This window comes from Mycolicibacterium chlorophenolicum, from assembly GCF_001044235.1.
Lineage (GTDB): Bacteria > Actinomycetota > Actinomycetes > Mycobacteriales > Mycobacteriaceae > Mycobacterium > Mycobacterium chlorophenolicum.
Window position 1 is genome coordinate 120,720 of sequence record NZ_JYNL01000068.1, and the last position, 23,996, is coordinate 144,715.

The following is a 23,996-nucleotide window of genomic DNA, read 5'->3' on the forward strand; positions in this document are numbered from 1 at the left end:
TCACGACTCCTTCGCCAGTTCGGCCGTCAACTGGGCGCGTTGGTGCTCCAGGTCCGGGGTGATGCGGTGGTAGACGGTGTCGAACACCTCGGTGACGTCGACGTCGGGCTCGGTGAGCACGGCGTCGCGCAGCTCGCTGCGCAGCCGCTGCGCGCGGTGGGCGACGCGGTCCTCCAACCGCTGCGTCCACACCCCCTCCTGCTCGAGATACGTCCGGTACCGCGCCAGCGGATCGCGCGACCGCCAGAGGTCGACCTCGTCCGCGCTGCGGTAGCGGGTGGGGTCGTCGGACGTGGTGTGCGGCCCCATCCGGTAGGTGACCGCCTCGATCAGGGTGGGCCCTTCTCCGGCGCGGGCTCGGGCGGCCGCCTCGGCCATCACCGCGAAGCACGCGAGCACGTCGTTGCCGTCGACGCGCACGCCGGGCATGCCGTACCCGTCGGCGCGCTGGGTGATCGACGGCGCCGCCATCTGGCGGTGCATCGGCACCGAGATCGCCCAGTGGTTGTTCTGCACGAAGAAGACGCACGGCGCCCGGTACACCGACGCCAGGTTGAGCGCCTCGTGCACGTCGCCCTCGCTGGTGGCGCCGTCGCCGAGGAACGCGACGGTCACGCTGTCCTCGCCGAGGCGCTGGGCCGCCATCGCCGCGCCGACGGCGTGCAGGCCCTGCGTGCCGATTGGGATGGAGATGGGGGCGCAGCACTTGTCGGTGAAGCCGAGGCCGCCGTGCCATGTCCCCCGCCACAGCGCCCCGACCTGCGGCGGGGAGATGCCCCGCACCAGGAACGCCCCGAGTTCGCGGTACTGCGGGAACAGCCAGTCGGTCTTGCGCAGGCACGCCGTCGCACCGACCTGCGCGGCCTCCTGCCCTCGGCACGAGGCGTAGAGCGCCAGCTCGCCCTGGCGCTGGAGGTTGACGAACTCGGTGTCGAGTTCGCGGGTGACGGCCATCGACTCGTAGAGCCAGGCCAGGGTCTCCGGGGGCAGATGTCTTCGGTATCGGGTTTCCGCCGTCGGTGCGCCGTCGGGCGCGACGAGCGCAATGGGCTCACAAACACCGGCCATACCGCCTCCTAGGGTCACTGGCGGCGGATCGCGCCGTCAGTCGACTGAGGTGCTCAGCACGGAGGCGGTCGGGGCTGACCTCTGGTGGGAGGTCTGTCCGTCAGCTGCCGGGGTGTGGCGCCAACGCGACGATGTGCTCCGCCGCCGTAGTGCTGGGGCATCCACCATTATGCCGCCGAAGCCGACGACGCCTCTGCTGCGTGCGCGCCGTGTCGAGGGCGAGGCGCGCCGAATCGCGTAGTCGACTACTCGTGCCGCAGTCGTTGCGCCCGGTCAGAGTGGCGATTGCTCACCGGTCCACCCACTCCTTGGAAAGCGAATCCCGATGACCATCACCTCGATCGAGATCAGACGAGCAGCGTCGTTGTTCCTGCCGGTGTCGGGGGTGCTCGCCCTGGCCGTCTCAGCAGTGCCGGCGTCCGCCGTCGCAGAGCCGCTGCTGTACGGGCCGGACACCTGCATCCAGGGCTACGTCTGGCGCGAGGCGCGCCCCGGCGACACCGTCTGCGTGCTCCCCGCGGTCCGCGACCGCACCGCCACGGAGAACGCCCATCCCGCCTCCAACAAGGACCCCCTCGCCGGGTCCGGACCGGAGTCCTGCTCGCAGGGCTACGTCTGGCGCGAGGCCTTCGACGGCGACACGATCTGCGTCACGCCGGCCGAACGGGCCGACACCTTGGCCGACAATGCCAGCGCACAGTCCCGCAAACAGGCCAACCAGCCGGCCGCACACCAGGCCAACGGCTCACGACGGGTCGTGTTCTCCGCCGTGGGCAACGGCGAGGTGTTCAGCATCGTCACCGATCCGGACACCGGTCTGGTGCCTGATCACACGCCACTTCCGTTCACGCGGACCCTCGACATCGGTCCCGAGGTCAACATGCTCCAGGTGGTCGCCACCGGGCGAGACGCCCCGGGCCCGGGATGCTCGATCTCGATCGACGGCACCGTCGTGGCCGCTGAGCCGATCGGCGGCAGCGGGCACTGCATCTACGTGTTTCCGTGAGTCACCGTCAGCTGCCGGGGCGGGGCGCGAGCGCGACGATGCGCTCCGCCCGCCGCAGGACCGGCGCATCGACCATGATGCCGCCGAACTGGAAGACGCCCCGTTGCGTGCGCGCCGTGTCGAGGACGCGGCGCGCCCAGTCGACCTGCTCGTCGGTCGGCGCGTAGGCCGCGCGGATCACCGCCACCTGCGTCGGGTGGATGGCGACCTTGGCGTCGAAGCCGACCGCGACCGCGTCGTCGCTCTCGGCGCGCAACCCGTCGAGGTCCCTGATGTCGAGGTACACCGAGTCCAGCGCCAGCCGCCCGTAGGCCTTGGCGGCGAGCAGACTCTGCGAGCGGACATGCTGCGCGACGTCGCGGTAGCTGCCGTCCGGCCACCGGTTGGCGGTCCCGCCGGTCACGGCGAACAGGTCTTCGGCGCCCCACATGACGGCGTAGGCGTTGTCGACGCGGGCGGTCTCGGTGACGGCCAGCGCGCCCAGCGGGGTTTCGACGAGCACGATGACGTCGCGGGGTGCCAGCGAGGCGACCTGCTCGGCGGTCTCGGTCTTGGCCAGCATGACGGTGGTGTAGCCGGTCGACGCGAGGGCCTCGAGGTCCTCGGCGTGGTCCGGTGTGCCGACCGGGTTGACCCGTACGACGGTGCGTGCGGGGTCCAGCGGCGTGTCGATCAGCGCGTGCCGGGCGGCCGCGCGATCCTTCGCCGCCACCCCGTCCTCGAGGTCGAGGATCACGACATCGGCTGCCGCCGCGGCCTTTTCGAAGCGCTCGGGTCGGTCCGCCGGGCAGAACAGCCATCCGGGACCGTTGGCCCCCAGCATCACGACCCTCCGCCGGGACGCTTGCGCACCATGGTCTTTCGCGACGCCGTCGCGACGATGTCGCCGTGCTGGTTGCGGCCGACGTGACTGAAGGTCACGATGCCCTCACCCGGGCGGCTCTTGGACTCCCGCTTGTCGGTGACCTCGGTCTCGGCGTACAGCGTGTCCCCGTGGAAGAGCGGCTTCGGAAAGGCGACCTCGCCGAAACCCAGGTTGCCGACGATCGTGCCCTGCGTCAGCTGCGCCACCGACAGGCCCACCAACGTCGACAGCGTGAACATCGAGTTCACCAACCGCTGATGGAACGGCGGCAGCGCCTCGGAGAACGCGGCGTCCAGATGCAGCGCCTGGGTGTTCATCGTCAGGGTCGTGAACAGCACGTTGTCGGCCTCGGTGATCGTCCGGCCCGGCCGGTGCTGGTAGAGGACCCCGGTGTCGAACTCCTCGAACCACAGGCCGCGCTGCACCACAACTCGCTTGTCGCTCACAACCCGAGCTCCCGCGCGATCAGCATCAGCTGCACTTCCGTTGTGCCCTCGCCGATTTCGAGGATCTTGCTGTCCCGGTAGTGCCGCGCGACCGGGTACTCGTTCATGAAGCCGTAGCCCCCGAAGATCTGGGTGGCGTCGCGGGCGTTGTCCATAGCGGCCTCGCTGGCGACCAGCTTGGCGACCGCCGCCACCTTCTTGAACGGCTTGCCGGACAACATCAGTGCGGCTGCGTCGTAGTACGCCGCCCGCGCCGTGTGCGCGCGTGCCTCCATCCGGGCGATCTTGAACGCGATGGCCTGATTGGTGCCGATCGCCCGCCCGAACGCGTGGCGCTCCCTGGAGTACTTCACGCTCTCGTCCACGCAGCCCTGCGCAGCACCCACCGACAGCGCTGCGATCGCGATGCGCCCCTCGTCGAGGATGCGCAGGAAGTTCGCGTAACCGCGGCCGCGCTCACCGAGCAGGTTCTCCTGCGGCACCCGCACGTCGTCGAAGCTCAGCGGGTGGGTGTCCGACGCGTTCCAGCCGACCTTGTTGTAGGCGGGCTCGGCGGTGAAACCCGCTGTGGGAACGGGCACCAGGATCGAGGAGATCTCCTTCCTGCCCTCGTGCTCCCCGGTGACCGCCGTGACCGTGACGAGCTTGGTGATGTCGGTGCCGGAGTTCGTGATGAACTGCTTGCTGCCGTTGATCACCCAGTGGCCGTCATCCAGTTTCGCGGTCGTCTTGGTGGCACCGGCATCGCTGCCGCCGCCGGCCTCGGTCAGGCCGAACGCACCGAGCGCCTTGCCGGAGGCCAGCAGCGGCAGCCACTCCCGCTTCTGGTCGTCGGTGCCGAACCGGTACACCGGCATCGCACCCAGCGAGACACCGGCCTCCAGCGTGATCGCGACGCTCTGGTCGACCTTGCCGAGTTCCTCGAGGGCCAGGCAGAGCGCGAAGTAGTCGCCGCCCATGCCGCCGTACTCCTCCGGGAACGGCAACCCGAACAGGCCCATGTCGGCCATGCCCGCCACCACCTCGTAGGGGAACGAGTGCTCCTCGTCGTGTTTGGCCGCCACGGGTGCGACCACGCCCTGCGCGAAATCGCGGACCGTCTTGGCCAGCTGCTCGTAGTGGTCGGGCAGCGTGCCGGTGGAGAGGAAGTCGGTCATTGCTGTGGCTCCTTGGTTGCCGTGATCCGGGCCAGCACCTGGCCCACCTTGACCTGTTCGCCTGCGGCGACGAGAAGTTCGGCCACCCCGTCGACGGGTGCGGCGAGCGCATGCTCCATTTTCATCGCTTCGACCGTGACGACGACGGTGCCGGTCGTGACCGTTGCGCCGTCGGTGACACAGACCGCGACGACCGCTCCCGGCATCGGGCTGGTCAGTTCTGCGTCACCACTGTGTTCGTCGTCGGGACGCACGGGCGCCTCACGCACCTCGTCGAGCACCGTGACGCGACCCGCCGCGGCCAGCCAGATCTGCCCGTCGGCCTCGGCGACGAGGTATCGGGTGCGCAGCCCGTCGATCGCCACATCGAGCCGATCGCCGGCCAACGAGGCTGTGAGCGTTCGGGTTTCGCCGTGCTCGACCGTTGCTGTCGCGGCCTGCGGCCTGCCTGTCACCCAGACGTGATCGGTCCGCTCCCCCGCCCGCAGACGGATCGGTATCGGCGCGCGGCCGGCGATACGCCACCCCGACGGCACGTCCCAGGGGCTGCCCGGCTCCGCCGGCCAATTGGTCAGCCATCGGTAGGCCGCGGCGGCGATCAGGTCGTCCTCGCGCGCCGGCGCCGGCGTGAAATCCGGGGTGCGGCGGTCCAGCAGGCCGGTGTCCAGGCGCCCGGCTGCCACGTCGGCGTCGGCCAGCAGGAACCGCAGGAATTCGACGTTGGTGGTCACACCGAGGACGACGGTGTCGGCCAGTGCGGTGTCGAGCGCCCGCAGCGCGGCCGATCGGTCCGCGGCATGGGCGATGACCTTCGCGAGCATCGGGTCGTAGTCGCTGCCGACGACCGTGCCCCGGGCCAGTCCGGAATCCACCCGCACCCCTGGGCCGTGGGGTTCGCGCAGTGCGAGCACGGGGCCACCGGTGGGCAGGAAGCCGCGAGCGGGATCCTCGGCGTAGACACGCGCCTCCACGGCGTGCCCGTCCATCCGGATGTCCTCCTGACCGAGGGGCAGCTTCTCCCCCGCGGCGATCCGCACCTGCAGTTCGACCAGATCGCATCCGGTGACCATCTCGGTGACCGGATGCTCCACCTGCAGACGGGTGTTCATCTCCATGAAGAAGAACTCGTCGGGGCGGTCGGCGGAGACGATGAACTCGACGGTGCCGGCGCCCGTGTAGTCCACGCTGCGCGCGGTGTCGCAGGCGGCGGCGCCGATGCGCGCCCTGGTCGCGGCATCGAGCAGCGGTGAGGGTGCCTCCTCGATGACTTTCTGGTGGCGGCGCTGCAGGCTGCACTCCCGCTCACCGAGATGCACGACGGTGCCGTGGGTGTCGGCGAGCACCTGAACCTCGATGTGGCGCGGATTGAGCACGAAACGCTCCAGGAACAGCGTGTCGTCGCCGAACGCGGAGGCCGCCTCGCGGCGCGCGCTGGCGAGCGCGGCCGGCAGGTCGGCGGCGTCGTGCACCACGCGCATGCCCTTGCCTCCGCCGCCGGCGGACGGCTTCACCAGTACCGGGAAGCCGACGTCGGGCGCTCCGGCGATCAGGTCGTCGTCGGTCAGTCCGGGCCGCGAGATGCCGGGAACGACGGGCACTCCGAAGGCCGACACCGCGGCCTTGGCCGAGATCTTGTCGCCCATCGTCTGGATGGCGCTTACCGGCGGACCGATGAAGGTGATCCCCGCCGCGTTCAACGCCTCGGCGAATCGTGCGTTCTCCGAGAGGAATCCGTAACCAGGATGGACCGCCTGCGCACCGGTGCGTTCGATCGCGGCCAGCAGCGCGTCGATCGACAGGTAGCTGTCCCGCGCAGGGGCCGGTCCGAGTCGCACCGCGACGTCCGCCTCGGCGACATGGCGGGCACCGGCGTCGGCGTCGCTGTACACCGCGACCGAACGAATGCCCATGGCGCGCAGCGTGCGGATGACGCGGACCGCGATCTCCCCGCGGTTGGCGACCAGAACAGTGTCAAACATCCGTCACATCCTGAAGACGCCGTAGGAGACCGGGTCGAGCGGCGCCTGACCGGCCACCGAAAGCGCCAGTCCGACAACGGTCCTGGTGTCGGCCGGATCGATGACACCGTCGTCCCACAGCCGCGCGGTGGAATAGTAGGGGTTGCCCTGACTCTCGTACTGGGCACGGATCGGCGCCTTGAACGCCTCTTCCTCCTCGGCGGTCATGTCGCCGCGGACCGTGGCCAGCACCGAGGCGGCCTGCTCCCCGCCCATCACCGAGATCCGGGCGTTGGGCCACATCCACAGGAACCGTGGCGAATACGCGCGCCCGCACATCGAGTAGTTGCCCGCTCCGTAGGAACCGCCGATCACCACGGTGAGCTTGGGGACCCGCGCGCAGGCCACCGCGGTCACCATCTTGGCGCCGTGTTTGGCGATGCCGCCGGCCTCGTAGTCACGGCCCACCATGAAGCCGGAGATGTTCTGCAGGAACAACAGTGGCGTGACCCGCTTGTCGCACAGCTCGATGAAATGCGCACCCTTGACCGCCGATTCGCCGAAGAGCACACCGTTGTTGGCGACGATGCCGACGGGGTGGCCGTGGATCCGCGCGAACCCCGTCACCAGGGTGGTGCCGTAGTCGGCTTTGAACTCGGCGAATTCGCCGCCGTCGACGATGCGGCTGATCACCTCATGCACGTCGTACGGCACCCGCGGATCGACCGGCACGACGTCGTACAGCTCGGTCTGATCGGCGATCGGTTCGACCGTCGGGGCCACCTCCCACGGGGTGTCGGCCTTCGGCGCCAGCGTGCCGACGATGCGGCGCACGATGCGCAGCGCGTCCCGGTCGTCGTGGGCGAGATGATCGGTGACGCCGGAGACCTTGGAGTGCAGATCCCCTCCGCCGAGTTCCTCGGCGGTGACGACCTCCCCGGTGGCCGCCTTCACCAGCGGCGGCCCGCCCAGGAAGATGGTGCCCTGGTTGCGGACGATGACAGCCTCGTCGCTCATCGCCGGGACGTACGCACCACCGGCGGTGCACGAGCCCAGGACCGCTGCGATCTGCGCAATTCCCTTGGCGCTCATGGTCGCCTGGTTGTAGAAGATGCGGCCGAAGTGCTCGCGGTCGGGAAACACCTCGTCCTGGCGGGGCAGGAACGCACCGCCGGAGTCGACGAGGTACACGCACGGCAGCCGGTTCTGCGACGCGATCTCCTGGGCGCGCAGATGCTTCTTGACGGTCACCGGGTAGTAGGTGCCGCCCTTCACCGTGGCGTCGTTGGCGACGATCATGCACTCGCGCCCGGACACCCGGCCGATTCCGGCGATCATGCCCGCGCCGGGACATTCGTCGTCGTACATGCCGTCGGCGGCCAGTGCCGCGATCTCCAGGAACGGGCTGCCGGGGTCGAGGAGCCCGTCGACGCGGTCGCGCGGCAGCAGTTTGCCTCTGCCGACATGGCGTTCTCGCGCTCGTGGCGGACCACCGAGTGCCGCCGCGGCGAGCTTGGCGCGCAACTGGTCGACCAGCGCGACGTGGTCGTCGCGATGTGAGGTGCGCGCTGCCATCGTCGGATCCGCCTCAGCTCCAGTTAATGAAGACTAACCGGTGGTATGTTAATCAGGATTAACTCGCGTTGTCCACCATCGGCCCGGAGGGTGCGCCATGACCGCCACGGACGCCGGGTCCCGCCGCAGCAGGGCCAAGTCCGACCGCCGCAGTCAGTTGATCGCCGCCGCCGAGCATCTGATCGCCCAGCACGGGTACCTGGCCGTCCGGTTGGAGGACATCGGCGCGGCGGCCGGAGTCAGCGGTCCGGCGATCTACCGGCACTTCCCCAACAAGGAGGCACTACTCGCCGAGCTGCTGGTGGGGATCAGCACCCGCCTGCTTCAGGGTGCGAACGACGTGGTGGACACCACCGAGGACGTCGGCGCCGCACTCGAGGCGCTGATCGACTTCCATCTGGATTTCGCGCTCGAGGAGTCCGATCTGATCCGCATTCAGGACCGCGATCTGGGCAATCTCCCGCCGGCGGCCAAACGGCAGGTGCGGCGAGCTCAGCGGCAGTACGTGGAGATCTGGGTCGACGTGCTGCGACGGTGCCGCCCCGAGCTCTCCGAGCCGTCGGCGCGCCTGATGGCCCATGCCACCTTCGGGCTGCTCAACTCGACATCGCACAGCGTGAAGCCCGGCAGCACGAAAGCGGCCGAGGCCAACTCGCGGACCGTCCTGAGAAAGATGACGGTCGCTGCGCTGACCTCGGCCGAACGTTGACGCCGAAGCGCTAGTACCAGGCTTTCCTGCCGCCGACCGGACGGCCGACCGAACCGAGTATCCAGAACACCGCGCCGATGACGAGCAGGACGACACCGATATAGGTCAGGATCGCCATACCGAACACCAGACCCAGGATCAGCAGGATCGCACCGAGAACGATCATGGCAACTCCATTCCTCGAATCAGCCAGTCAGTGGATTACTGACTGGGTTGTGGGACCTGTGGGACTTTGCAATCCGTGACTTTCGGATTGACTCCCGCGTAGTTCAGCGGGCCCGCCACGACGGTCAGCGCGATGCTTCCGGCGGTGGCGCAGTTGGCGTCGCCGCCCGTGAAGTAGTCGCGTTGGTATGCGGCGAACACACCGATCAACAACCAGACGAGCACAATGACGCCGAGAATTCCCCGCATGCCGTGCCTCCTCCGTAATCGCGCCTACGTGACGCGCAGCAGGGTTTACCCGGGAGACAATTTCGATAAACCTGAAATCTGATCTTGTCAGGCGCCGAACGCCGCACCGAGCCAGGAGGTCATGGCTTTCAGCAGCACAGCACGGTTTTCGCGCTTGTCGATCTCGTGTCCGTCGTCGTCGAAGAGCAGCAGTTCCGCCTGCTTCCCCTGCTCGACGAGCGCGTCGTACATTTGCTGCGATTCGGTCGGCGGCACATTGGTGTCGTTGAGACCGTGCACCAGCAGCAGCGGGGCCGTGATCGCTGTGGCGCGCGGCAACGGCGACAGCTCCTCGAGCAGGTCGCGGTCGCTGACCGGGTGCCCGTATTTCGGATACGCCGCCGCGGCGATCCACTGCTCGGTGGTGCGGTACCACGTGTTGAGATCGCTCATCCCGCAGATGCTGATACCGGCGGCGAACTCGTCGGGGTGGAACGCCAGCGCCGCCTGCGTCAGGTAGCCCCCGTAGGACCAGCCGCAGCAGGCGACACACCCCTGCGGCGCATGGCCGTTGTCGACGAGGAAGCGGACCGCATCGGCGACGTCGTCGATCGCGGCGAAGCGGCGCTCCCGGTCGTCGGCGTGCATGAACGACCGTCCGAAGCCACCCGAGCCGCGCACGTTGGGCAGGAACACACAGATGCCCGCCTCCAACAGGCCGGGGAAGAACTCGTTGTATCCCGGCCTGCCCTGCCCTTCCGGTCCGCCGTGCAGGAACAACATCGCGCCGACGGTCGGCACCCCCTCCGGCGGCTGGAACAGCCAGCCGGTGAAGGACAGTCCGTCGCGAGCCACGACGGTCTCCAACGTCGGATCCGCCGAGAGAGGGCCCCTGCTCGGTTCGCGGTCGACGGGTTCCCACTCGCGGCTGCGGGGGTCGACCAGTTCGACGGTCGGCGGTTTGGCCGGACCCTCCACCGTCATCGCCACCATCGACCCGCCGGCGCTGATCGACAGCTCACTGGCGACCATGCCGGGCAACGGAATCGGCTCGAGCAGTGTGTTGTCCGCGTATTCGAGGATCTGTAACTCACTGGCGCCGTGCAGGTTCCACAGGATCGCCACCGTGGACAGGTCATCACTGACGGTGAATTCGTCGAGTTCACACCCTTCCCGCTCGGCGAGTACGTGGTAGGCGACGCCGTCGGCGGTGACCGTCACTTCGAGCAGCCGGGCGTGTTCGGCACCGTTCTCGCTGCGGATCAAGGCACGCACGTAGCCCTCGGTGCTGTTGACGTCGTAGTCGCGGGCCGGGAAGTAGAGCTTGGTCTGTTCACCTTCCGGGCCGTACCGCAACCGGCGGGGGCCGTGGTCGTCGAGGATGATCCCGGTGTCGGTGGTCGAGCCCGGATCGAAGGGCAGCAGCCCGGTCTCGGTGAGCCCGCGCAGCATGATCAGGTCCCGGTATCCGCGCGGGCCGACACGCACCAGCGACGCCCCGCACCACGCGTCCACCAGTCTGCCGCCGGACCGGCGGTCCAGCACGGTCGTCGTGCCGTCGGCGGGATCGATCAGGCACGAACTGCCCACGTTGTCCTCGCCGGTCAGGATCGCCGCGACCCGGGTGCCGTCCCAGCTGATGAGTTCCGCGGTGCCCTCCACCCCCGAGGGCCAGTGGTCGATGCGGCGCGCCAAGCGGTCGTCGGGATCGGTTGTCACGACCCAGATCTGGCTGCGGGAGCCGCCCTCGGGCGCCACCTGGCACGCCAGCCAGTGCCCGTCGGCCGAATGCAGCACCCGCGTCACCGGGCCTTCGACGGGCAACTCGACGTCCCGCGAGGAGGTGGCCCGCCACCCGCGCAGGAACCGCTGCACCGCGCGCGGATACCCGCCGTCGTCGACCAGGTGGGCGAACGCGGTGGCGTCGGGCGACATCGACGCCCCGTAGACCCGACGAACCTGCTGTGCCACGGTGCACGATTCTCACACGCTCCACCCGTCTGATGCGCTCCCGGCTGCCGCGGACCCCCTGAGCGGCCGCACAGGTACCCTGCAGCCATGAGGTGGGTATGACGGATTCACCTGACGGACGTCGTGACGAGCCGACGCAGGCCTTCGGTGGCGGGTACCCCGGCTATCCGGGCTATTCCGACCCGGCGTACGCGAGCCAGGCACCGTACGGGCAGCCCTACCAGCCGCCGCCCGCCCCGCGCCCGACCGAGCAGCTGCCCACCTACCAGTCCTACGGGTACGACCCCTACGCCACCGGCCAGTACCCGCCGCAGTACACCAACTCCTACGGCGCCGAGCCGCCCCCGCCGCCCGAGGACCCCAAGCCCCCGCGATGGCTCTGGATCGTCGCCGGGGTGGCGGTCCTGGCGATCATCGGCCTCGTGATCGCGCTGGTGATCGTCAACAGCTCCCGGCAGGAGAGCGTGATGGCACCGGCCCCGACCCTGCCCGAGCCGACCGCGACGTCGACGCGGCCCACGCCCACCACCACGTCGCGCGCGCCGCGGACCCCGGTGTTGCCGCTGCCCACCCTGCCCACCTCACCGACCACCGCGCCGCCCGGGCGCACCACCACCCCCGGTGCCACCGACACCGTCGTCTACGACGTCGCCGGCACCGGACGGGTCATCAACATCACCTATGTCGACACCGGCGGGCTGTTGCAGACCGAGTTCAACGTGATGCTGCCGTGGAGTCGCGAGGTGTCGCTGGCTCAGCCGGGTCAGGGATCGGCCAGCGTCAGCATCATCAACGTCGGTCGTGAGGTGACGTGTTCGATCACCGTCAACGGGGTGCGGGTGCAGGAGCGCACCGGCGCCGGACTGACGATCTGCGCCGCCGCCGGCTAGCGCGACGTCCGGGTGTCCGGAACGCGCACCGCCGCCACCGCGGCCAGTCCGAGGACCAGCACGACGAGCAGCCCCGCCAGGCCGGCCCGGTCGCTGTCGAAGACGTCGATGAACACCGAGAACAGCCAGGGCGCAAGGAAGGTCGCCGCGCGCCCGGCGGTCGCGTAGAGACCGAAGGTGACACCCTCCTTGCCGTGCGCGGTCATCCGCATCATCAGCGTGCGCGCCGAGGACATCGTCGGCCCGATGAACAGGCACAGCAGCAGCCCGAGGATCCAGAACGCCACGGCGCCCGACGACGCCATCAGCGTCACGCCGACCGCGATCATCGCCATCAGTGAGGTGACGATGACCTTCTTGGCGCCGACCCGGTCGTCGGCGTGGCCGCCGAGGACGGAACCGGCCGCCGCGACCACGCACGCGGCGATCCCGAACAGCAGCACGTCGGCCGCGGAGATGCCGTAGACCTGCACGCCCAGCACCGCGCCGAACGTGAAGATCCCGGTGAGTCCGTCGCGGAACACCGCGCTGGCCCCGAGGTAGTAGATGACGTTGCGGTCGCGGCGCCACTCCTCGCGGATCTGCCGCCAGATGCGCCGGTACGCGCCGAGGATCCCGATCGGCGCCGCACCGCCGGGGGTGCCGGCGGGACCCGAGATCAGCAGCGGCAGCGCGAACACCGCGAACCAGGCGGCCACCAGGAGCATCGCCGCCCGTACGTTCTGCCCGTCGGCGGCGGGCAGGTCCAGCAGGCCGCGGGTGTCCCCGGACCCGGAGACGAAGCCGACGTACACCACGATCAGGGCCAGCACACTGCCGACATAGCCTGCGCCCAAACCCATTCCGGAGACCCGGCCCGAGGTCTGCGGGGTCGACAGGTCGCGCAGCATCGCGTTGTAGGGCACCGTCGCGAGCTCGCTGCAGGCCGCCGTGCCGGCGAGCAGGATCAGGCCCGGGATCAGGTAGCGGTGGTCGTCGCGGATCAGGCTCATCGACGCGGTGAACAGCACCATGGCGCCGGTGAGCACGGCCAGCGCGCGACGCCTCCGGCCCGGGGCGTCCACCCACACCCCGGTGACGGGCGCGAACAGCGCGACCACCAGCCCGGCCACGGCGAGCGCCCGACCGAGGTAGCTCGTCGGGTTGGCGTCACCGGGCAGGTCATCGCCGACGGCGCCGGTCAGGTAGACGGAGAACACGAAAGTGACGGCGGTGGCGTTGACCGCGGTGGCGCCGAAGTCCCACAGCGCCCAGGCCGCCACCCGAGACCTCCTCGGGCCGGCGACGGAGGGCCGGACCGGAGGCGACTCGCTCATGGACGCCCACGATATAGTCCGGCGCATGCCCGTACCCGGTCCCAGCGCGGATGCCCGCGCCGTCGTCACCGGCGCGTCCCAGAACATCGGTGAGGCGCTCGCCGTCGAACTCGCCGCCCGTGGCCACCACCTGATCATCACCGCGCGACGCGAAGACGTGCTCAACGCACTCGCCGAGCGGCTGCGCGCCACCTACGGCGTCACGGTGGAAGTCCGCGCCGTCGACCTCGCCGATCCGGACGCCCGGGCAGGCTTCTGCGACGAACTCGCCGGCCGCGAGATCTCGATCCTGTGCGCGAACGCCGGGACCGCGACGTTCGGGCCCGTGGTGGCGCTCGATCCGGCCGACGAGCGCAAGCAGGTTCAGCTCAATGTCCTCGGTGTGCACGACCTGGTGCTGGCGGTGCTGCCGGGCATGGTGGCCCGTCGCGCCGGCGGCATCCTGATCTCCGGGTCGGCGGCGGGCAACTCCCCGATCCCCAACAACGCCACCTATGCGGCCACCAAGGCGTTCGCGAACACGTTCAGCGAATCGCTGCGCGGCGAGGTGAAGTCGGCGGGCGTGCACGTCACGGTGCTGGCGCCCGGCCCGGTGCGCACCGAGCTGCCGAACCCGGACGAGCAGTCGTTGGTGGAGCGTCTGATCCCCGACTTCCTGTGGATCGACACGGAGTACACCGCGAAGGTGTCGCTGGACGGGTTGGAGCGCAACAAGATGCGCGTCGTTCCGGGCGTCACGTCCAAGGCGATGTCGGCGGCCAGCGGCTACGCCCCGCGTGCGATCGTCGCCCCGATCGTCGGCGCGGTCTACAAGAAGCTCGGCGGCGAATAGCCTTCTCTACCGCCGACATTGCATTCCGGCAGCAGAAGTTCGAGTGCAGCGCTGCTGGAATGCAGTTTCGGCGGATCAGCGGCGGCGCCTGCGGCGACCGGTGCCGAAGATGCTGCGGGTGATCTCGCGTCCGATCACCGTGCCCGCCGACCGCATCGCGCTCTTGAAGGCCGGGCTGTCCATCACGGTGTCGAGGAACCCGGGTTCACGCGGCTGCGCCGGCGTGGGCATCGGCGGGAGGTCCAGCGGTGGCGGCAGGTCGATGGGTGACGGAACCTGTTGGGCCGGAGGCTGTTCGGCGACCGGCGGCGGGGGCGCCATCCTGGCCGCCAGGCGTTCGTACGCCGATTCGCGGTCGATGGTCTGGCCGTACTCGGCCTGCAGCGGGCTCGCCGCCGCGGCCGCGGCGATGGCGTCGGCACCGATGGTGTCCATCAGCGACCGCGGCGCGCGCATCCGCGTCCATGCCACCGGGGTTGGCACCCCGCGCTCGGACAGCACCGTTACGATCGCCTCGCCGATGCCCAGCGACGTGAGCGCGGACTCGAGGTCGTAGACGTCGGTCTTCGGATAGGTGCGTACCGTTCTGGTCAGCGCCTTCTGGTCGTCCGGGGTGAACGCGCGCAGAGCGTGCTGGATGCGGGCGCCGAGCTGGCTGAGCACGTCCTTCGGGATGTCGGTCGGTTGCTGGGTGCAGAAGAACACGCCGACGCCCTTGGACCGGATCAGCTTGACGGTCTGCTCGACCTGGGCCAGGAACGCCTTGGAGGCGTCGGTGAACAGCAGATGGGCTTCGTCGAAGAAGAACACCAGCTTGGGTTTGTCGACGTCGCCGACCTCGGGCAGCGTGGTGAACAGGTCGGCGAGCACCCACATCAGGAACGTGGAGAACATCACCGGCCTGGCCGCCTGGGCGCCCAGCTCGAGCAGCGAGATGACGCCGCGTCCCGACGCGTCGACGCGCAGGAGGTCGGAGGGCTCGAGTTCGGGTTCACCGAAGAACGTGTCGGCGCCTTCGGCTTCGAGGTTGACCAGTGCACGCAGGATGACCCCGGCCGTCGTCGGGGACACCGCACCGAGGGCCTTGAGTTGGGGTTTTCCCTCGTCGCTGGTCAGGTACTGGATGACCGACCGCAGATCCTTGATGTCGAGCAGCGGCAGCCCCTGCTGATCGGCCCAGTGGAAGATCAGCCCGAGCGTCGACTCCTGGGTTTGGTTGAGCCCCAGCACCTTTGCGAGCAGGATCGGCCCGAAGCTGGTGACGGTGGCACGCACCGGCACCCCCTGACCCGACGTCCCCAGCGACAGGAACTCGACCGGGAACGACGTCGGCGTCCACGCATCACCGGTGTCGGCGGCGCGCTGGGTGACCTTGCCGTCGGCGACGCCGGGCCGCGACAGACCCGACAGGTCACCCTTGACGTCGGCCATCAGCACCGGGACCCCGGCCGCGGACAGCTGCTCGGCGAGCACCTGCAGCGACTTGGTCTTGCCGGTGCCGGTCGCCCCCGCCACCAGCCCGTGCCGGTTCACTGTCGCGAGGGGGATGCGGATGCTGGCGCCGGGATCGCAGACGCCGTCGACGACGACCGCGCCGAGTTCGAGCGCCGCACCGTCCGCGCTGTAGCCGGCCGCGATCTGCTGAGCCGGACTGCCTGTCGACTCCATGGTCATGGGGGCACCCTACTTCGGCCGGACCGCGTTCCGGCGGGTGTCCGCGACCCGATCCCACCTTGGGAATTACTGTTGAGCGCTGTGCGTGACGAACTGGTGTGGATCGACTGTGAGATGACCGGCCTGGACCTCAAGTCCGACCGGCTCATCGAGATCGCCGTCCTGGTGACCGACTCGGAGCTCAACGTCCTCGGCGACGGGATCGACGTGGTGATCCACGCCGAGGAGGACGCGCTGACCTCGATGGTCGACGTCGTCACGCAGATGCACACCAAATCCGGGCTGATCGACGAGGTGCGGGCGTCCACGATCGACCTGGCCACCGCGGAGACGATGGCGCTGGACTACATTCGCGACCACGTCAAACAGGCCAAGACCGCTCCCCTGGCCGGCAACTCGATCGCCACCGACCGCGGCTTCCTCGCTCGCGACATGCCCAAGCTCGACGACTACCTGCACTACCGGATGATCGACGTCAGCTCGATCAAGGAACTGTGCCGCCGGTGGTATCCGCGCATCTACTTCGGCCAGCCGGAGAAGGGTCTGGCGCACCGCGCGCTCGCCGATATCCACGAGTCGATCCGCGAGTTGCGCTACTACCGGCAGACGGCGTTCGTGGCTCCGCCCGGGCCGTCGACCAGCGACATCGCGACGATCGCGGCCGGGTTGGGCCCGACGGCCGCCGCGGATTCGGAAACTGATTCGGTCGACAAGGGGTCCACCGGCTAGTATCGACGACGCCGCGTGAGCGGCAATGGTGGCTGTAGTTCAGTTGGTAGAGCACCAGGTTGTGATCCTGGCTGTCGCGGGTTCGAGTCCCGTCAGCCACCCCGCAGGTGGGAGGGCGTTACGCCCTCCCACCTTCTGCGTTCCAGGAGTTCTTGGGATCGGTAGCGCCGCGTCCCGCCTTGACTGTGTTCCGCACCGCAGAACCGCGGACCACAGTCGAAAGGACCTCCCATGAAGCTCGTCCCCGCCGCGCTCGAACAGCACGTCAACGGCGTCGATCGCCAGCGCGCCCTGGTGATCGGCATCAGCACCGGGCTGCTGGCCTTCTGGTCGGCCTACTGGGTGTTCTGGTCGCTCTACCTGAGCCTGACCTACGACTTCCTGTTCGGGTCGCTGATCTTCCAGGTCGTGCTCTGGGGCGTCATCGGCGTTGCCGCCGGCCTGACGTCCGCGGCGTTCGTCGGCCGCTACCTCTCGACCAGCGCTGCGGACACGCCGGGAGAACACCGCTGACCCGCGAGCCGAACGCTGCCCCGCCGGCCTCCGGCGGGGCAGACGGCGTCACGGCCTAGACGTTGGCGTTGCCCGCTTTCCACTGCTCCCACGGGATGTTCCAGTCACCGAGTCCGTCGGTGCCGGGCAGGGGCGAGCCCACCGTGTTGACGATCTCGACGATGTCGCCGCGCTTGGCGTTGTTGTAGAACCACTGCCCGTTGCTGGTGCTCACGTTGATGCAGCCGTGGCTGACATTGCTATAGCCCTGGCTGCCGACCGACCACGGCGCGGCGTGAACGTAGATGCCGCTGTAGGAGATCTGGGTGGCCCAGTCGACCTCGGTGCGGTAGCCGTTCGGCGACTCCGCCGGCACACCGTAGGTGGAGGAATCCATCACCATGTGCGCGCGGCGGTCACCGACGATGTAGGTGCCGTTGTTGGTGGGCGTGCTGTTCTTGCCCATCGACACCGGCATCGACTTGATGACCTCGCCGTTGCGCCGGACCGTCAGGGTCTTGGTGTCGTCGTCGACCGTGGTGATCACCTGGTCGCCGATGGTGAAGTTCGTCGAGACGTTCTCCTGGCCGAACAGCCCGTCGCCGAGGTCCACACCGTACGTGTCGACCGACACCTCGACCTTGGTGCCGGGCTTCCAGTATTCGGCTGGGCGCCAACGCACTTCGCGATTGCTCAGCCAGTAGAACGCGCCCTCGACCGACGGGGTCGTCTTCACCGTGATGGCCCGCTGCGCCGCGAGGCGATTGGTGATGTTCTCGTCGAACCGCACCGCCACCGGCTGCCCGACGCCGACGACCTCCCCCTCGGCCGGCAGCACGTAGGGCATCGTCAGATTCTCCGGCGAGTGCGTCTCGAACGTCATCTGGCGACTGGCGACACCGCCGAGACCGAGCGATTCCGCGGTCAGGGTGTAGCGCTTGTTGTAGCCGAGCGGTTCGGAGGTCTCCCACGTCAGGCCGTCCTTCGACAGCCGACCCTGCACGGCTTTGCCGTCCTCGTTGACCATCGACACCGCGCCGAGCACGCCGAATTCGGCGCTCACCGTCACCGGAGAGTCGACACTCACGCCCACGGCGCCGTCCTTGACCGACGACGTCAACTTGGGCACCAGCAGGTCGCCGAACGGCGTGCCCTTCTCGCTGATCACCTGTGGCGTGGCCGCTTCATTGCCGCCGCCGCACGCGGTCAGGCCCAGCGCGAGCGCGGGGACCAGCGCGACTGCCGCCAGCATGGCCATCCTGCGCCGCGCACGGGTCGCCGTGTTGACCTGCCCCATACTTCGTTCCACCTCGTCTACAGGATGTTCCCAGGATTGTTGCAGCCGATTCTACGGTGCGTTTCGACTGCTCACATGACAGCGACGTTGCGGTCCGAAGAACCAGCGACGAGGCGATTTCCGTCCTGCGGCGGGGGCCTGTTATTGTCGTCGACGCGCGCCGTTAGCTCAGTTGGTAGAGCAGCTGACTCTTAATCAGCGGGTCCGGGGTTCGAAACCCTGACGGCGCACCACCGTGAAAGCCCCGCCTCGGCGGGGCTTTCATGTTCTTCGGGCCGTTGCCCACTGCGCCGGCCCGCGCTGGTGGATGATGCGGGCATGTCCGCCGCAGGCTGCCTGGCCGTCGCAGCCTTCCTGCTGGTGGCGGCCTGCGCACCCGCTTCCGGCCCCAACGACAATTCCCCTGCGCCGCAGGATCTTTCGGGCCAGGCGGCCGCGATCAGGCGCATCGTGGACGACGCCGTGGCCACATCGCACCTCAACGCCGCGATCGTCCGCGTCACCATCGACGGCCGCGAGGTGCTGACCGACGCGGTGGGCGAGTCCCTGACCGGCGAGCCGGCGACCCCGGACATGCACTTCCGCAACGGAGCGGTGGCGATCTCGTACGTCTCGACCCTGCTGCTCCTGCTCGCCCGCGACGGCACCGTGGGGCTCGACGACAGGTTGTCGCGGTGGTTGCCCGAGGTACCGCACGCCGACCGGGTGACGCTGCGTCAACTCGCGCACATGACGTCGGGCTACGTCGACTACGTGCTCGGGAACACCGCGATGAACGACGCGATGTACGCCGACCCGTTCCGCGCCTGGACCACCGACGAACTACTCGCCTTCGCAGTCGACAAGCCACTGCTCTACGAACCCGGCACCAACTGGAACTACGCGCACACGAACTACGTACTGCTGGGCCTGGCGCTGGAGAAGGCGACCGGCCGCCCGATGTCGGACCTGCTGGCCGAGCGAGTCCTGCAGCCGCTGGGCCTGACCGACACCGTCGCATCAGAGAGTGCGGCGATACCGTCACCCGTGCTGCACGCGTTCACCTCCGAGCGGCGCGCGGCGCTCGGGATACCGCCGAAGCAACCGTTCTACGAGGAGTCCACGTTCTGGAATCCGTCCTGGACCATCACCCACGGCGCCATTCAGACGACGAACATCGACGACCTCGAGGCGACCGCCGCGGGCATCGGGTCGGGCCGACTGCTCGACCCCGCGTCCTACCGGATGATGGTGTCCACCGACCTGCGCGGCCGCACGCGAAGTCAGCCGGGGTGCAGCACCTGCGCTCCGATGACCGAGGGCTACACCTACGGGCTCGGCATCGTCATCTCCGGCGACTGGCTGCTGCAGAACCCGATGTTCAGCGGTTATGCCGCGGTGGCGGCCTACCTGCCCGCCCGCAAGATCGCGATCGCCGTCGCCACCACCTTCGCTCCCGCGGCGTTCAGCGCCGACGGTGACTACACCAACGCGGCCGAGGCGCTGTTCCGGTCGATCGGCGCCGAGCTGGCGCCCGAGGACGCGCCGCCCACACCGCCGCCGCGATAGACCGGCCCTCATCGAGAGACGCATGTCTCCTTAATGCAACCTTAAGTTGATCTTATTTTTCTTAAGATCGCGCTAGGCTGGGGCGCATCGACGATGGCTACGGCCAGACAGGAGTGCGCCATGTCTGCGACATACGAACGGGTCGTCCTGGTCAGCGGAGGATCGGGGGGCCTCGGTCCGGCGGTCGCACGGCGGATGGGCGGCACCGAAGGACACGTCGTCGTCGCCGGCGCCGACAACGACCAGACCGACGCGAGCATCGTGATGGAAACCGTGGCGGCGGACCACGGCCACCTCGACGCCCTGGTGTTGGACGCGTCGGAGTGTCTGTCGCTTCCGGGCGAGGATCCCGGCACGCTGCGCGCATTCCACGAAAGGCACCGCGCACTGGTCTCGCTGGCGATGCCCCTGATGTCCCCCGGCGCCCGCATCGTCTACGTCACCAGTCATCAGGCGCACTTCTTCCCGCACAAGGCGGTACCCAAGGGCTGCACCGCAGCGGTGGCGAGCATGCGCGCCGGCGAAACCGCCCTGTACGCGATGCGCTCACAACTCGGACGCCACGGCATCCACCTCAGCGTGGTCTCCAGCGAGAGGACCGGGAGCGGCATCCATTCCGCGACGTCCGTGCACGAGCTCACCGGTGCGGTCGTCGCCGCGGTGACCACCCGCACCCCGCCGGGCCTCGTCTGCGTCGGCGGGACGCACTACCTCATGACGGCCTGACGGTCGCCGAGCTCACAGCGTCCGGGCCAGCCGGGCGGCGAGCAGGTCGGCGAACCGCGCGGGATCGTCGAGGGCGCCACCTTCAGCCAGAAGCGCTGTGCCATACAGCAACTCGGCCGTCTCAGCCACGTCCGGGTCCTGCGCCCGCTCGCTGTGGGCCCGCCGCAGCCCGGTGACGAGCGGATGGTCCGGGTTCAGCTCGAGGATCCGCTTGGTGACCGGAACCTCCTGCCCGGACGCCCGGTAGAGGCGTGCGAGCGCCGGCGTGATGTCGAAGGCGTCGGTGATCAGGCAGGCCGGCGACTCGGTCAGGCGGGCAGACAGGCGGACGTCCTTGACGTGCTCGCCGAGGGTCTCCTTCAGCCAGCCGATCAGGTCGGCGAACTGCTTCTCCTGCTCTTCACGCTCGGCCTCGTGGGCCGACTTCTCCTCGTCGGACTCGAGGTCGACCTCGCCGCGCGCCACCGATTGCAGCGCCTTGCCGTCGAACTCGGTGACGTTCTGCACCCACACCTCGTCGACCGGGTCGGTCAGCAGGAGCACCTCGTACCCCTTGGCCTTGAACGCCTCCAGGTGCGGCGACCGCAGGATCTGTTCCCGGGTGTCGCCGGTGGCGTAGAAGATCTGGTCCTGGCCGTCCTTCATGCGCTCGACGTAACCGGCGAGCGTGGTGGACTCCTCGTCGCTGCGCGTGGAGGCGAACGAGCACACGCGCAGCAGCGCGTCCCGGTTGTCGAAGTCCGACAGCAGGCCTTCCTTGACGACCCGGCCGAACTGCGTCCAGAAGGTGCGGTAGTCCTCGGGACGCTCGGATTGCAGGTCCGCGATCGTCGAGAGCACCTTCTTGGTCAGTCGGCGACGGATCGCCTTGACCTGACGGTCCTGCTGCAGGATCTCGCGGGACACGTTGAGCGACATGTCCGACGCGTCGACGACCCCCTTGACGAAGCGCAGGTACTGCGGCAGCAGCTGGTCGCAGTCGCCCATGATGAACACGCGCCGGACGTAGAGCTGGATGCCGACGTGGGCGTCCTGGGTGAACAGGTCGAACGGGGCGTGCGACGGGATGAACAGCAGGGCCTGGTATTCGAAGGTGCCCTCGGCCTTCATCGCGATGACTTCGAGCGGGTCGTCCCAGGCGTGGGCGATGTGCTTGTAGAACTCCGCGTACTCCTCTGCGGAGACCTCGTCTTTGGATCGCGCCCACAGCGCCTTCATCGAGTTGAGCGTCTCGGCTTCGACCGTCACGGTGTCCTCGCCGCCCTCGTCGTCGGCGGGGCTGCGTCGCTCGACGTCCATCCGGATGGGCCAGGCGATGAAGTCCGAGTACTTCTTGACCAGACTGCGGATCGTCCACCCCGCCGTGTAGTCGTGCAGTTCGTTCTCGGCGTCTTCGGGCTTGAGGTGCAACGTCACCGACGTCCCCTGCGGGGCGTCGTCGACGGAGGCGATGGTGTACGTGCCGTCCCCGCTCGACTCCCAACGGGTGGCCTCGCTCTCCCCGGCCTTGCGGGTGAGCAGCTCGACCCGGTCGGCCACCATGAACACCGAGTAGAAGCCGATGCCGAACTGCCCGATCAACGCGTCGGCGTCACCGACGGTCTCGGCCTCGCGCAACTGCTGACGTACGCGCGCGGTACCCGACTTGGCCAGCGTGCCGATCAGATCCACGACCTCGTCCCGGGTCATGCCGATGCCGTTGTCGCGCACCGTGAGCGTGCGCGCCTCCTTGTCGACGTCGATGACGATGTGCAGATCGGAGGTGTCGACGTCCAGGTCCTTGTTGCGGAAGGCCTCCAGCCGCAGCTTGTCCAGCGCGTCCGAGGCGTTCGAGATCAGCTCCCGCAGAAAAGAATCCTTGTTCGAGTAGACCGAATGGATCATCAGATCCAGCAATTGCCGTGCCTCGGCCTGGAATTCGAACTGCTCGACCGTCGCGTTCATGAGACTCCCTCCTCGCTCTCGTGCTCGAATGTAGCGAGACGCCGCGGCGCCGGACCGCGGCGGGTCGGTTCAGACCTTCTTCGTCTCGCCGTAGTACGCCAGCACCGCGTCCGAGACGTCGGTCGAGCGGGTCAGCACCGCATACGAGCGGATGAACGACTCACCGACGCAGCCGTCGATCTTGATGCGGAAGCCGGCCACCATCACCCACGGGTCCGCGCCGACGAACTGCTTCTCGGTCACCTTGACCATGTTGATGATGCCCGGCTTGAGGCCCACCGTGATGCCGCCGCCCAGGTTCCCGCCCACGCCCGGCAGGACTCCCTCGGGAAACGGTGAGATGACGTCGGTGCCCAGAATGCCGAGCGACGAGTTGATGCCGGCGGTGCCCGTCAGCGAGACACCGTTGGAGGTGCTCATGTCGATCCCGCACCCGATCTGGTAGCCGACCTCGAGGACGCCCCGCGGCGGCGCGTCCTCGTCGGGACCGGACATCGATCCGGTGAAGACGCCGCCGACCTCGTACTCGCGGGACGACACCGCCGTCGTCAGCGGCGCGATGATCTTCTGCGTCTCGTCCTTGGCGCCGACCGTGAGCGTCCAACCGTCCGGGCTCTTGGTGGTCGCCGGGGGCGGTGACACCACGGCGCCCTCGGGCGGCGCGTCGACGGGCGCGGCGACCGGATCGGCGGCGGCCACGACCGGCTGCTCGGGTGTCACCGGTGCGACGTCGGGTTCGGCGGCGGCCGCCGGAGACCACAGCGCGCCGAGCAGCAACCAGCCGGCCGGCAGGGCGAGGAACGGGAGCCGCACAGAACACCTCTTCGGTCCAGCGATGGTTCGGACGTGACCTGCGAACCTACAGCGTCGCGAGGACCGACCTGCCGAAAAGTGATGAGATAACGGCTCAGCGCCGCGGCGCGCCCGGCCCCTGCTGCCCCAGCAACGGATTGGCCTGCGCGCCGGGCTGTCCGACGTGCTGCTGCTGATGCTGCTGGATGGCCTGCACGAGCGGGTTGTCCTTCATCAGGGCGCGGCGGTCGTCCTCGCTCAGCTCGTAGAACGTCCACATCGCCCAGGCGGCGGGCCGCACGTAGAGGGTGACCTTCTGCCGCTTGCGGTTGTTCTGCGGCAGCATCGCCGGGATCGGCACCACACGATCGAGGGTGACGGCGCTGACGAGCTCCTGCGCGAGTTGATCGACGTCGGTCAGATCCTGCAGCTCGTACACCGAAGCCTGATGGCTCGGTTGGGACGGGCCCTGCAGGGCGAGAAACCACGCCATCGCGTGTCTCCTTTGCTCGTGGGTCAGCCGTCAGCGTAGAGGACACGTTCGACGATCTCGCGACCCTCTCTCCCGCCGGTCACCGGTCCCGCTAATTGACGATCTTGAAAAATCT

The 23,996-nt window shown here is 68.8% G+C and carries 23 protein-coding genes and 2 tRNA genes; 10 read left to right on the plus strand and 15 right to left on the minus strand.

The genetic code is table 11. The annotated features are described in order from the left end of the window. Positions 1-1,068 carry a pyruvate dehydrogenase (acetyl-transferring) E1 component subunit alpha gene (pdhA, locus tag MCHLDSM_RS28650; protein ID WP_048473201.1) on the minus strand — a complete coding sequence of 356 codons (1,068 nt, stop codon included), beginning with the start codon at positions 1,066-1,068 and terminating at the stop codon, positions 1-3. 325 nt (positions 1,069-1,393) lie between these two features. Between pdhA and MCHLDSM_RS28655 the strand changes: the two genes are divergently transcribed. Beyond that, positions 1,394-2,074, plus strand: a complete 681-nt coding sequence (locus MCHLDSM_RS28655; protein WP_234714232.1) for a hypothetical protein — start codon at positions 1,394-1,396, stop codon at positions 2,072-2,074. A gap of 7 nt (positions 2,075-2,081) precedes the next feature. Here MCHLDSM_RS28655 and MCHLDSM_RS28660 read toward each other — a convergent pair whose 3' ends face one another. From MCHLDSM_RS28660 to MCHLDSM_RS28680, 5 genes are read right to left on the minus strand one after another with little or no spacing between them, the layout of a single operon-like run. Next, positions 2,082-2,900, minus strand: a complete 819-nt coding sequence (locus MCHLDSM_RS28660) for an HpcH/HpaI aldolase/citrate lyase family protein (RefSeq protein WP_048473202.1) — start codon at positions 2,898-2,900, stop codon at positions 2,082-2,084. Next, positions 2,897-3,385 carry a MaoC family dehydratase gene (locus MCHLDSM_RS28665; RefSeq protein WP_048473203.1) on the minus strand — a complete coding sequence of 163 codons (489 nt, stop codon included), beginning with the start codon at positions 3,383-3,385 and terminating at the stop codon, positions 2,897-2,899. Before MCHLDSM_RS28665 ends, MCHLDSM_RS28660 begins: the two co-directional genes overlap by 4 nt. Continuing rightward, positions 3,382-4,542 carry an acyl-CoA dehydrogenase family protein gene (locus tag MCHLDSM_RS28670; RefSeq protein WP_048473204.1) on the minus strand — a complete coding sequence of 387 codons (1,161 nt, stop codon included), beginning with the start codon at positions 4,540-4,542 and terminating at the stop codon, positions 3,382-3,384. The genes MCHLDSM_RS28665 and MCHLDSM_RS28670 overlap by 4 nt, the downstream gene beginning before the upstream one ends. Then, positions 4,539-6,521 (minus strand): acetyl/propionyl/methylcrotonyl-CoA carboxylase subunit alpha, encoded by a 1,983-nt coding sequence (locus tag MCHLDSM_RS28675; protein WP_048473205.1) that lies wholly within the window; start codon positions 6,519-6,521, stop codon positions 4,539-4,541. Before MCHLDSM_RS28675 ends, MCHLDSM_RS28670 begins: the two co-directional genes overlap by 4 nt. Before the next feature lie 3 nt (positions 6,522-6,524). Further along, a complete protein-coding gene (locus MCHLDSM_RS28680) occupies positions 6,525-8,075 on the minus strand; it encodes a carboxyl transferase domain-containing protein (RefSeq protein ID WP_048473206.1) in 1,551 nt (516 codons plus the stop codon). 97 nt (positions 8,076-8,172) lie between these two features. Between MCHLDSM_RS28680 and MCHLDSM_RS28685 the strand changes: the two genes are divergently transcribed. After that, entirely contained in the window at positions 8,173-8,784 is a 612-nt protein-coding gene (locus MCHLDSM_RS28685; RefSeq protein WP_048473207.1) for an SACE_7040 family transcriptional regulator, read from the plus strand. Positions 8,785-8,794: 10 nt separating this feature from the next. On the opposite strand, the gene MCHLDSM_RS37475 is transcribed toward MCHLDSM_RS28685, so the two are convergent. From MCHLDSM_RS37475 to MCHLDSM_RS28695, 3 genes are all read right to left on the minus strand, one after another. Beyond that, positions 8,795-8,950 (minus strand): DUF6131 family protein, encoded by a 156-nt coding sequence (locus tag MCHLDSM_RS37475; protein WP_109777828.1) that lies wholly within the window; start codon positions 8,948-8,950, stop codon positions 8,795-8,797. A 35-nt stretch (positions 8,951-8,985) separates the two neighbouring features. Beyond that, a complete protein-coding gene (locus tag MCHLDSM_RS28690; RefSeq protein ID WP_048419522.1) occupies positions 8,986-9,198 on the minus strand; it encodes a hypothetical protein in 213 nt (70 codons plus the stop codon). An 87-nt stretch (positions 9,199-9,285) separates the two neighbouring features. Beyond that, a complete protein-coding gene (locus MCHLDSM_RS28695) occupies positions 9,286-11,112 on the minus strand; it encodes an alpha/beta hydrolase family protein (RefSeq protein ID WP_048473208.1) in 1,827 nt (608 codons plus the stop codon). 134 nt (positions 11,113-11,246) lie between these two features. On the opposite strand from MCHLDSM_RS28695, the gene MCHLDSM_RS28700 reads away from it, so the two are divergent. Continuing rightward, complete coding sequence (locus tag MCHLDSM_RS28700) at positions 11,247-12,038, plus strand: MmpS family transport accessory protein (RefSeq protein ID WP_048473209.1); 792 nt, start codon at positions 11,247-11,249, stop codon at positions 12,036-12,038. Here MCHLDSM_RS28700 and MCHLDSM_RS28705 read toward each other — a convergent pair. Then, on the minus strand, positions 12,035-13,354 hold the full coding sequence (locus MCHLDSM_RS28705; RefSeq protein WP_048473210.1) for an MFS transporter: 1,320 nt from the start codon (positions 13,352-13,354) through the stop codon (positions 12,035-12,037). The genes MCHLDSM_RS28700 and MCHLDSM_RS28705 overlap by 4 nt on opposite strands. A gap of 25 nt (positions 13,355-13,379) precedes the next feature. On the opposite strand from MCHLDSM_RS28705, the gene cmrA reads away from it, so the two are divergent. Further along, positions 13,380-14,186 carry a mycolate reductase gene (gene cmrA / locus MCHLDSM_RS28710; protein ID WP_048473211.1) on the plus strand — a complete coding sequence of 269 codons (807 nt, stop codon included), beginning with the start codon at positions 13,380-13,382 and terminating at the stop codon, positions 14,184-14,186. Between the two features lie 75 nt (positions 14,187-14,261). Here cmrA and MCHLDSM_RS28715 read toward each other — a convergent pair whose 3' ends face one another. Next, positions 14,262-15,860, minus strand: a complete 1,599-nt coding sequence (locus MCHLDSM_RS28715) for a helicase HerA-like domain-containing protein (RefSeq protein ID WP_048473212.1) — start codon at positions 15,858-15,860, stop codon at positions 14,262-14,264. 81 nt (positions 15,861-15,941) lie between these two features. On the opposite strand from MCHLDSM_RS28715, the gene orn reads away from it, so the two are divergent. The 3 genes from orn (at position 15,942) to MCHLDSM_RS28730 (ending at position 17,102) form a co-directional block, all read left to right on the plus strand. Beyond that, a complete protein-coding gene (gene orn / locus MCHLDSM_RS28720) occupies positions 15,942-16,589 on the plus strand; it encodes an oligoribonuclease (protein WP_048473213.1) in 648 nt (215 codons plus the stop codon). Between the two features lie 28 nt (positions 16,590-16,617). Further along, positions 16,618-16,690: transfer RNA gene (locus MCHLDSM_RS28725), tRNA-His, on the plus strand. 130 nt (positions 16,691-16,820) lie between these two features. Continuing rightward, positions 16,821-17,102 (plus strand): hypothetical protein, encoded by a 282-nt coding sequence (locus MCHLDSM_RS28730; RefSeq protein ID WP_048473214.1) that lies wholly within the window; start codon positions 16,821-16,823, stop codon positions 17,100-17,102. Between the two features lie 55 nt (positions 17,103-17,157). Here the strand turns inward: MCHLDSM_RS28730 and MCHLDSM_RS28735 are convergent, their stop codons facing one another. Continuing rightward, a complete protein-coding gene (locus tag MCHLDSM_RS28735) occupies positions 17,158-18,378 on the minus strand; it encodes a L,D-transpeptidase (RefSeq protein ID WP_048473215.1) in 1,221 nt (406 codons plus the stop codon). Between the two features lie 157 nt (positions 18,379-18,535). On the opposite strand from MCHLDSM_RS28735, the gene MCHLDSM_RS28740 reads away from it, so the two are divergent. From MCHLDSM_RS28740 to MCHLDSM_RS28750, 3 genes are all read left to right on the plus strand, one after another. Beyond that, positions 18,536-18,611: transfer RNA gene (locus tag MCHLDSM_RS28740), tRNA-Lys, on the plus strand. Positions 18,612-18,696: 85 nt separating this feature from the next. After that, a complete protein-coding gene (locus tag MCHLDSM_RS28745) occupies positions 18,697-19,926 on the plus strand; it encodes a serine hydrolase domain-containing protein (protein WP_048473216.1) in 1,230 nt (409 codons plus the stop codon). A 120-nt stretch (positions 19,927-20,046) separates the two neighbouring features. Then, complete coding sequence (locus tag MCHLDSM_RS28750; protein WP_048473217.1) at positions 20,047-20,652, plus strand: Rossmann-fold NAD(P)-binding domain-containing protein; 606 nt, start codon at positions 20,047-20,049, stop codon at positions 20,650-20,652. 12 nt (positions 20,653-20,664) lie between these two features. Here the strand turns inward: MCHLDSM_RS28750 and htpG are convergent, their stop codons facing one another. The 3 genes from htpG to MCHLDSM_RS28765 form a co-directional block, all read right to left on the minus strand. Further along, positions 20,665-22,596, minus strand: coding sequence for a molecular chaperone HtpG (gene htpG / locus MCHLDSM_RS28755; protein WP_048473218.1), 1,932 nt, complete (start codon positions 22,594-22,596; stop codon positions 20,665-20,667). 69 nt (positions 22,597-22,665) lie between these two features. Continuing rightward, positions 22,666-23,409, minus strand: a complete 744-nt coding sequence (locus MCHLDSM_RS28760; RefSeq protein ID WP_048473219.1) for an MspA family porin — start codon at positions 23,407-23,409, stop codon at positions 22,666-22,668. 94 nt (positions 23,410-23,503) lie between these two features. Further along, positions 23,504-23,881: a hypothetical protein gene (locus MCHLDSM_RS28765; RefSeq protein WP_048473220.1), complete on the minus strand. Its 378-nt coding sequence runs from the start codon at positions 23,879-23,881 to the stop codon at positions 23,504-23,506. Positions 23,882-23,996: the final 115 nt, after the last annotated feature.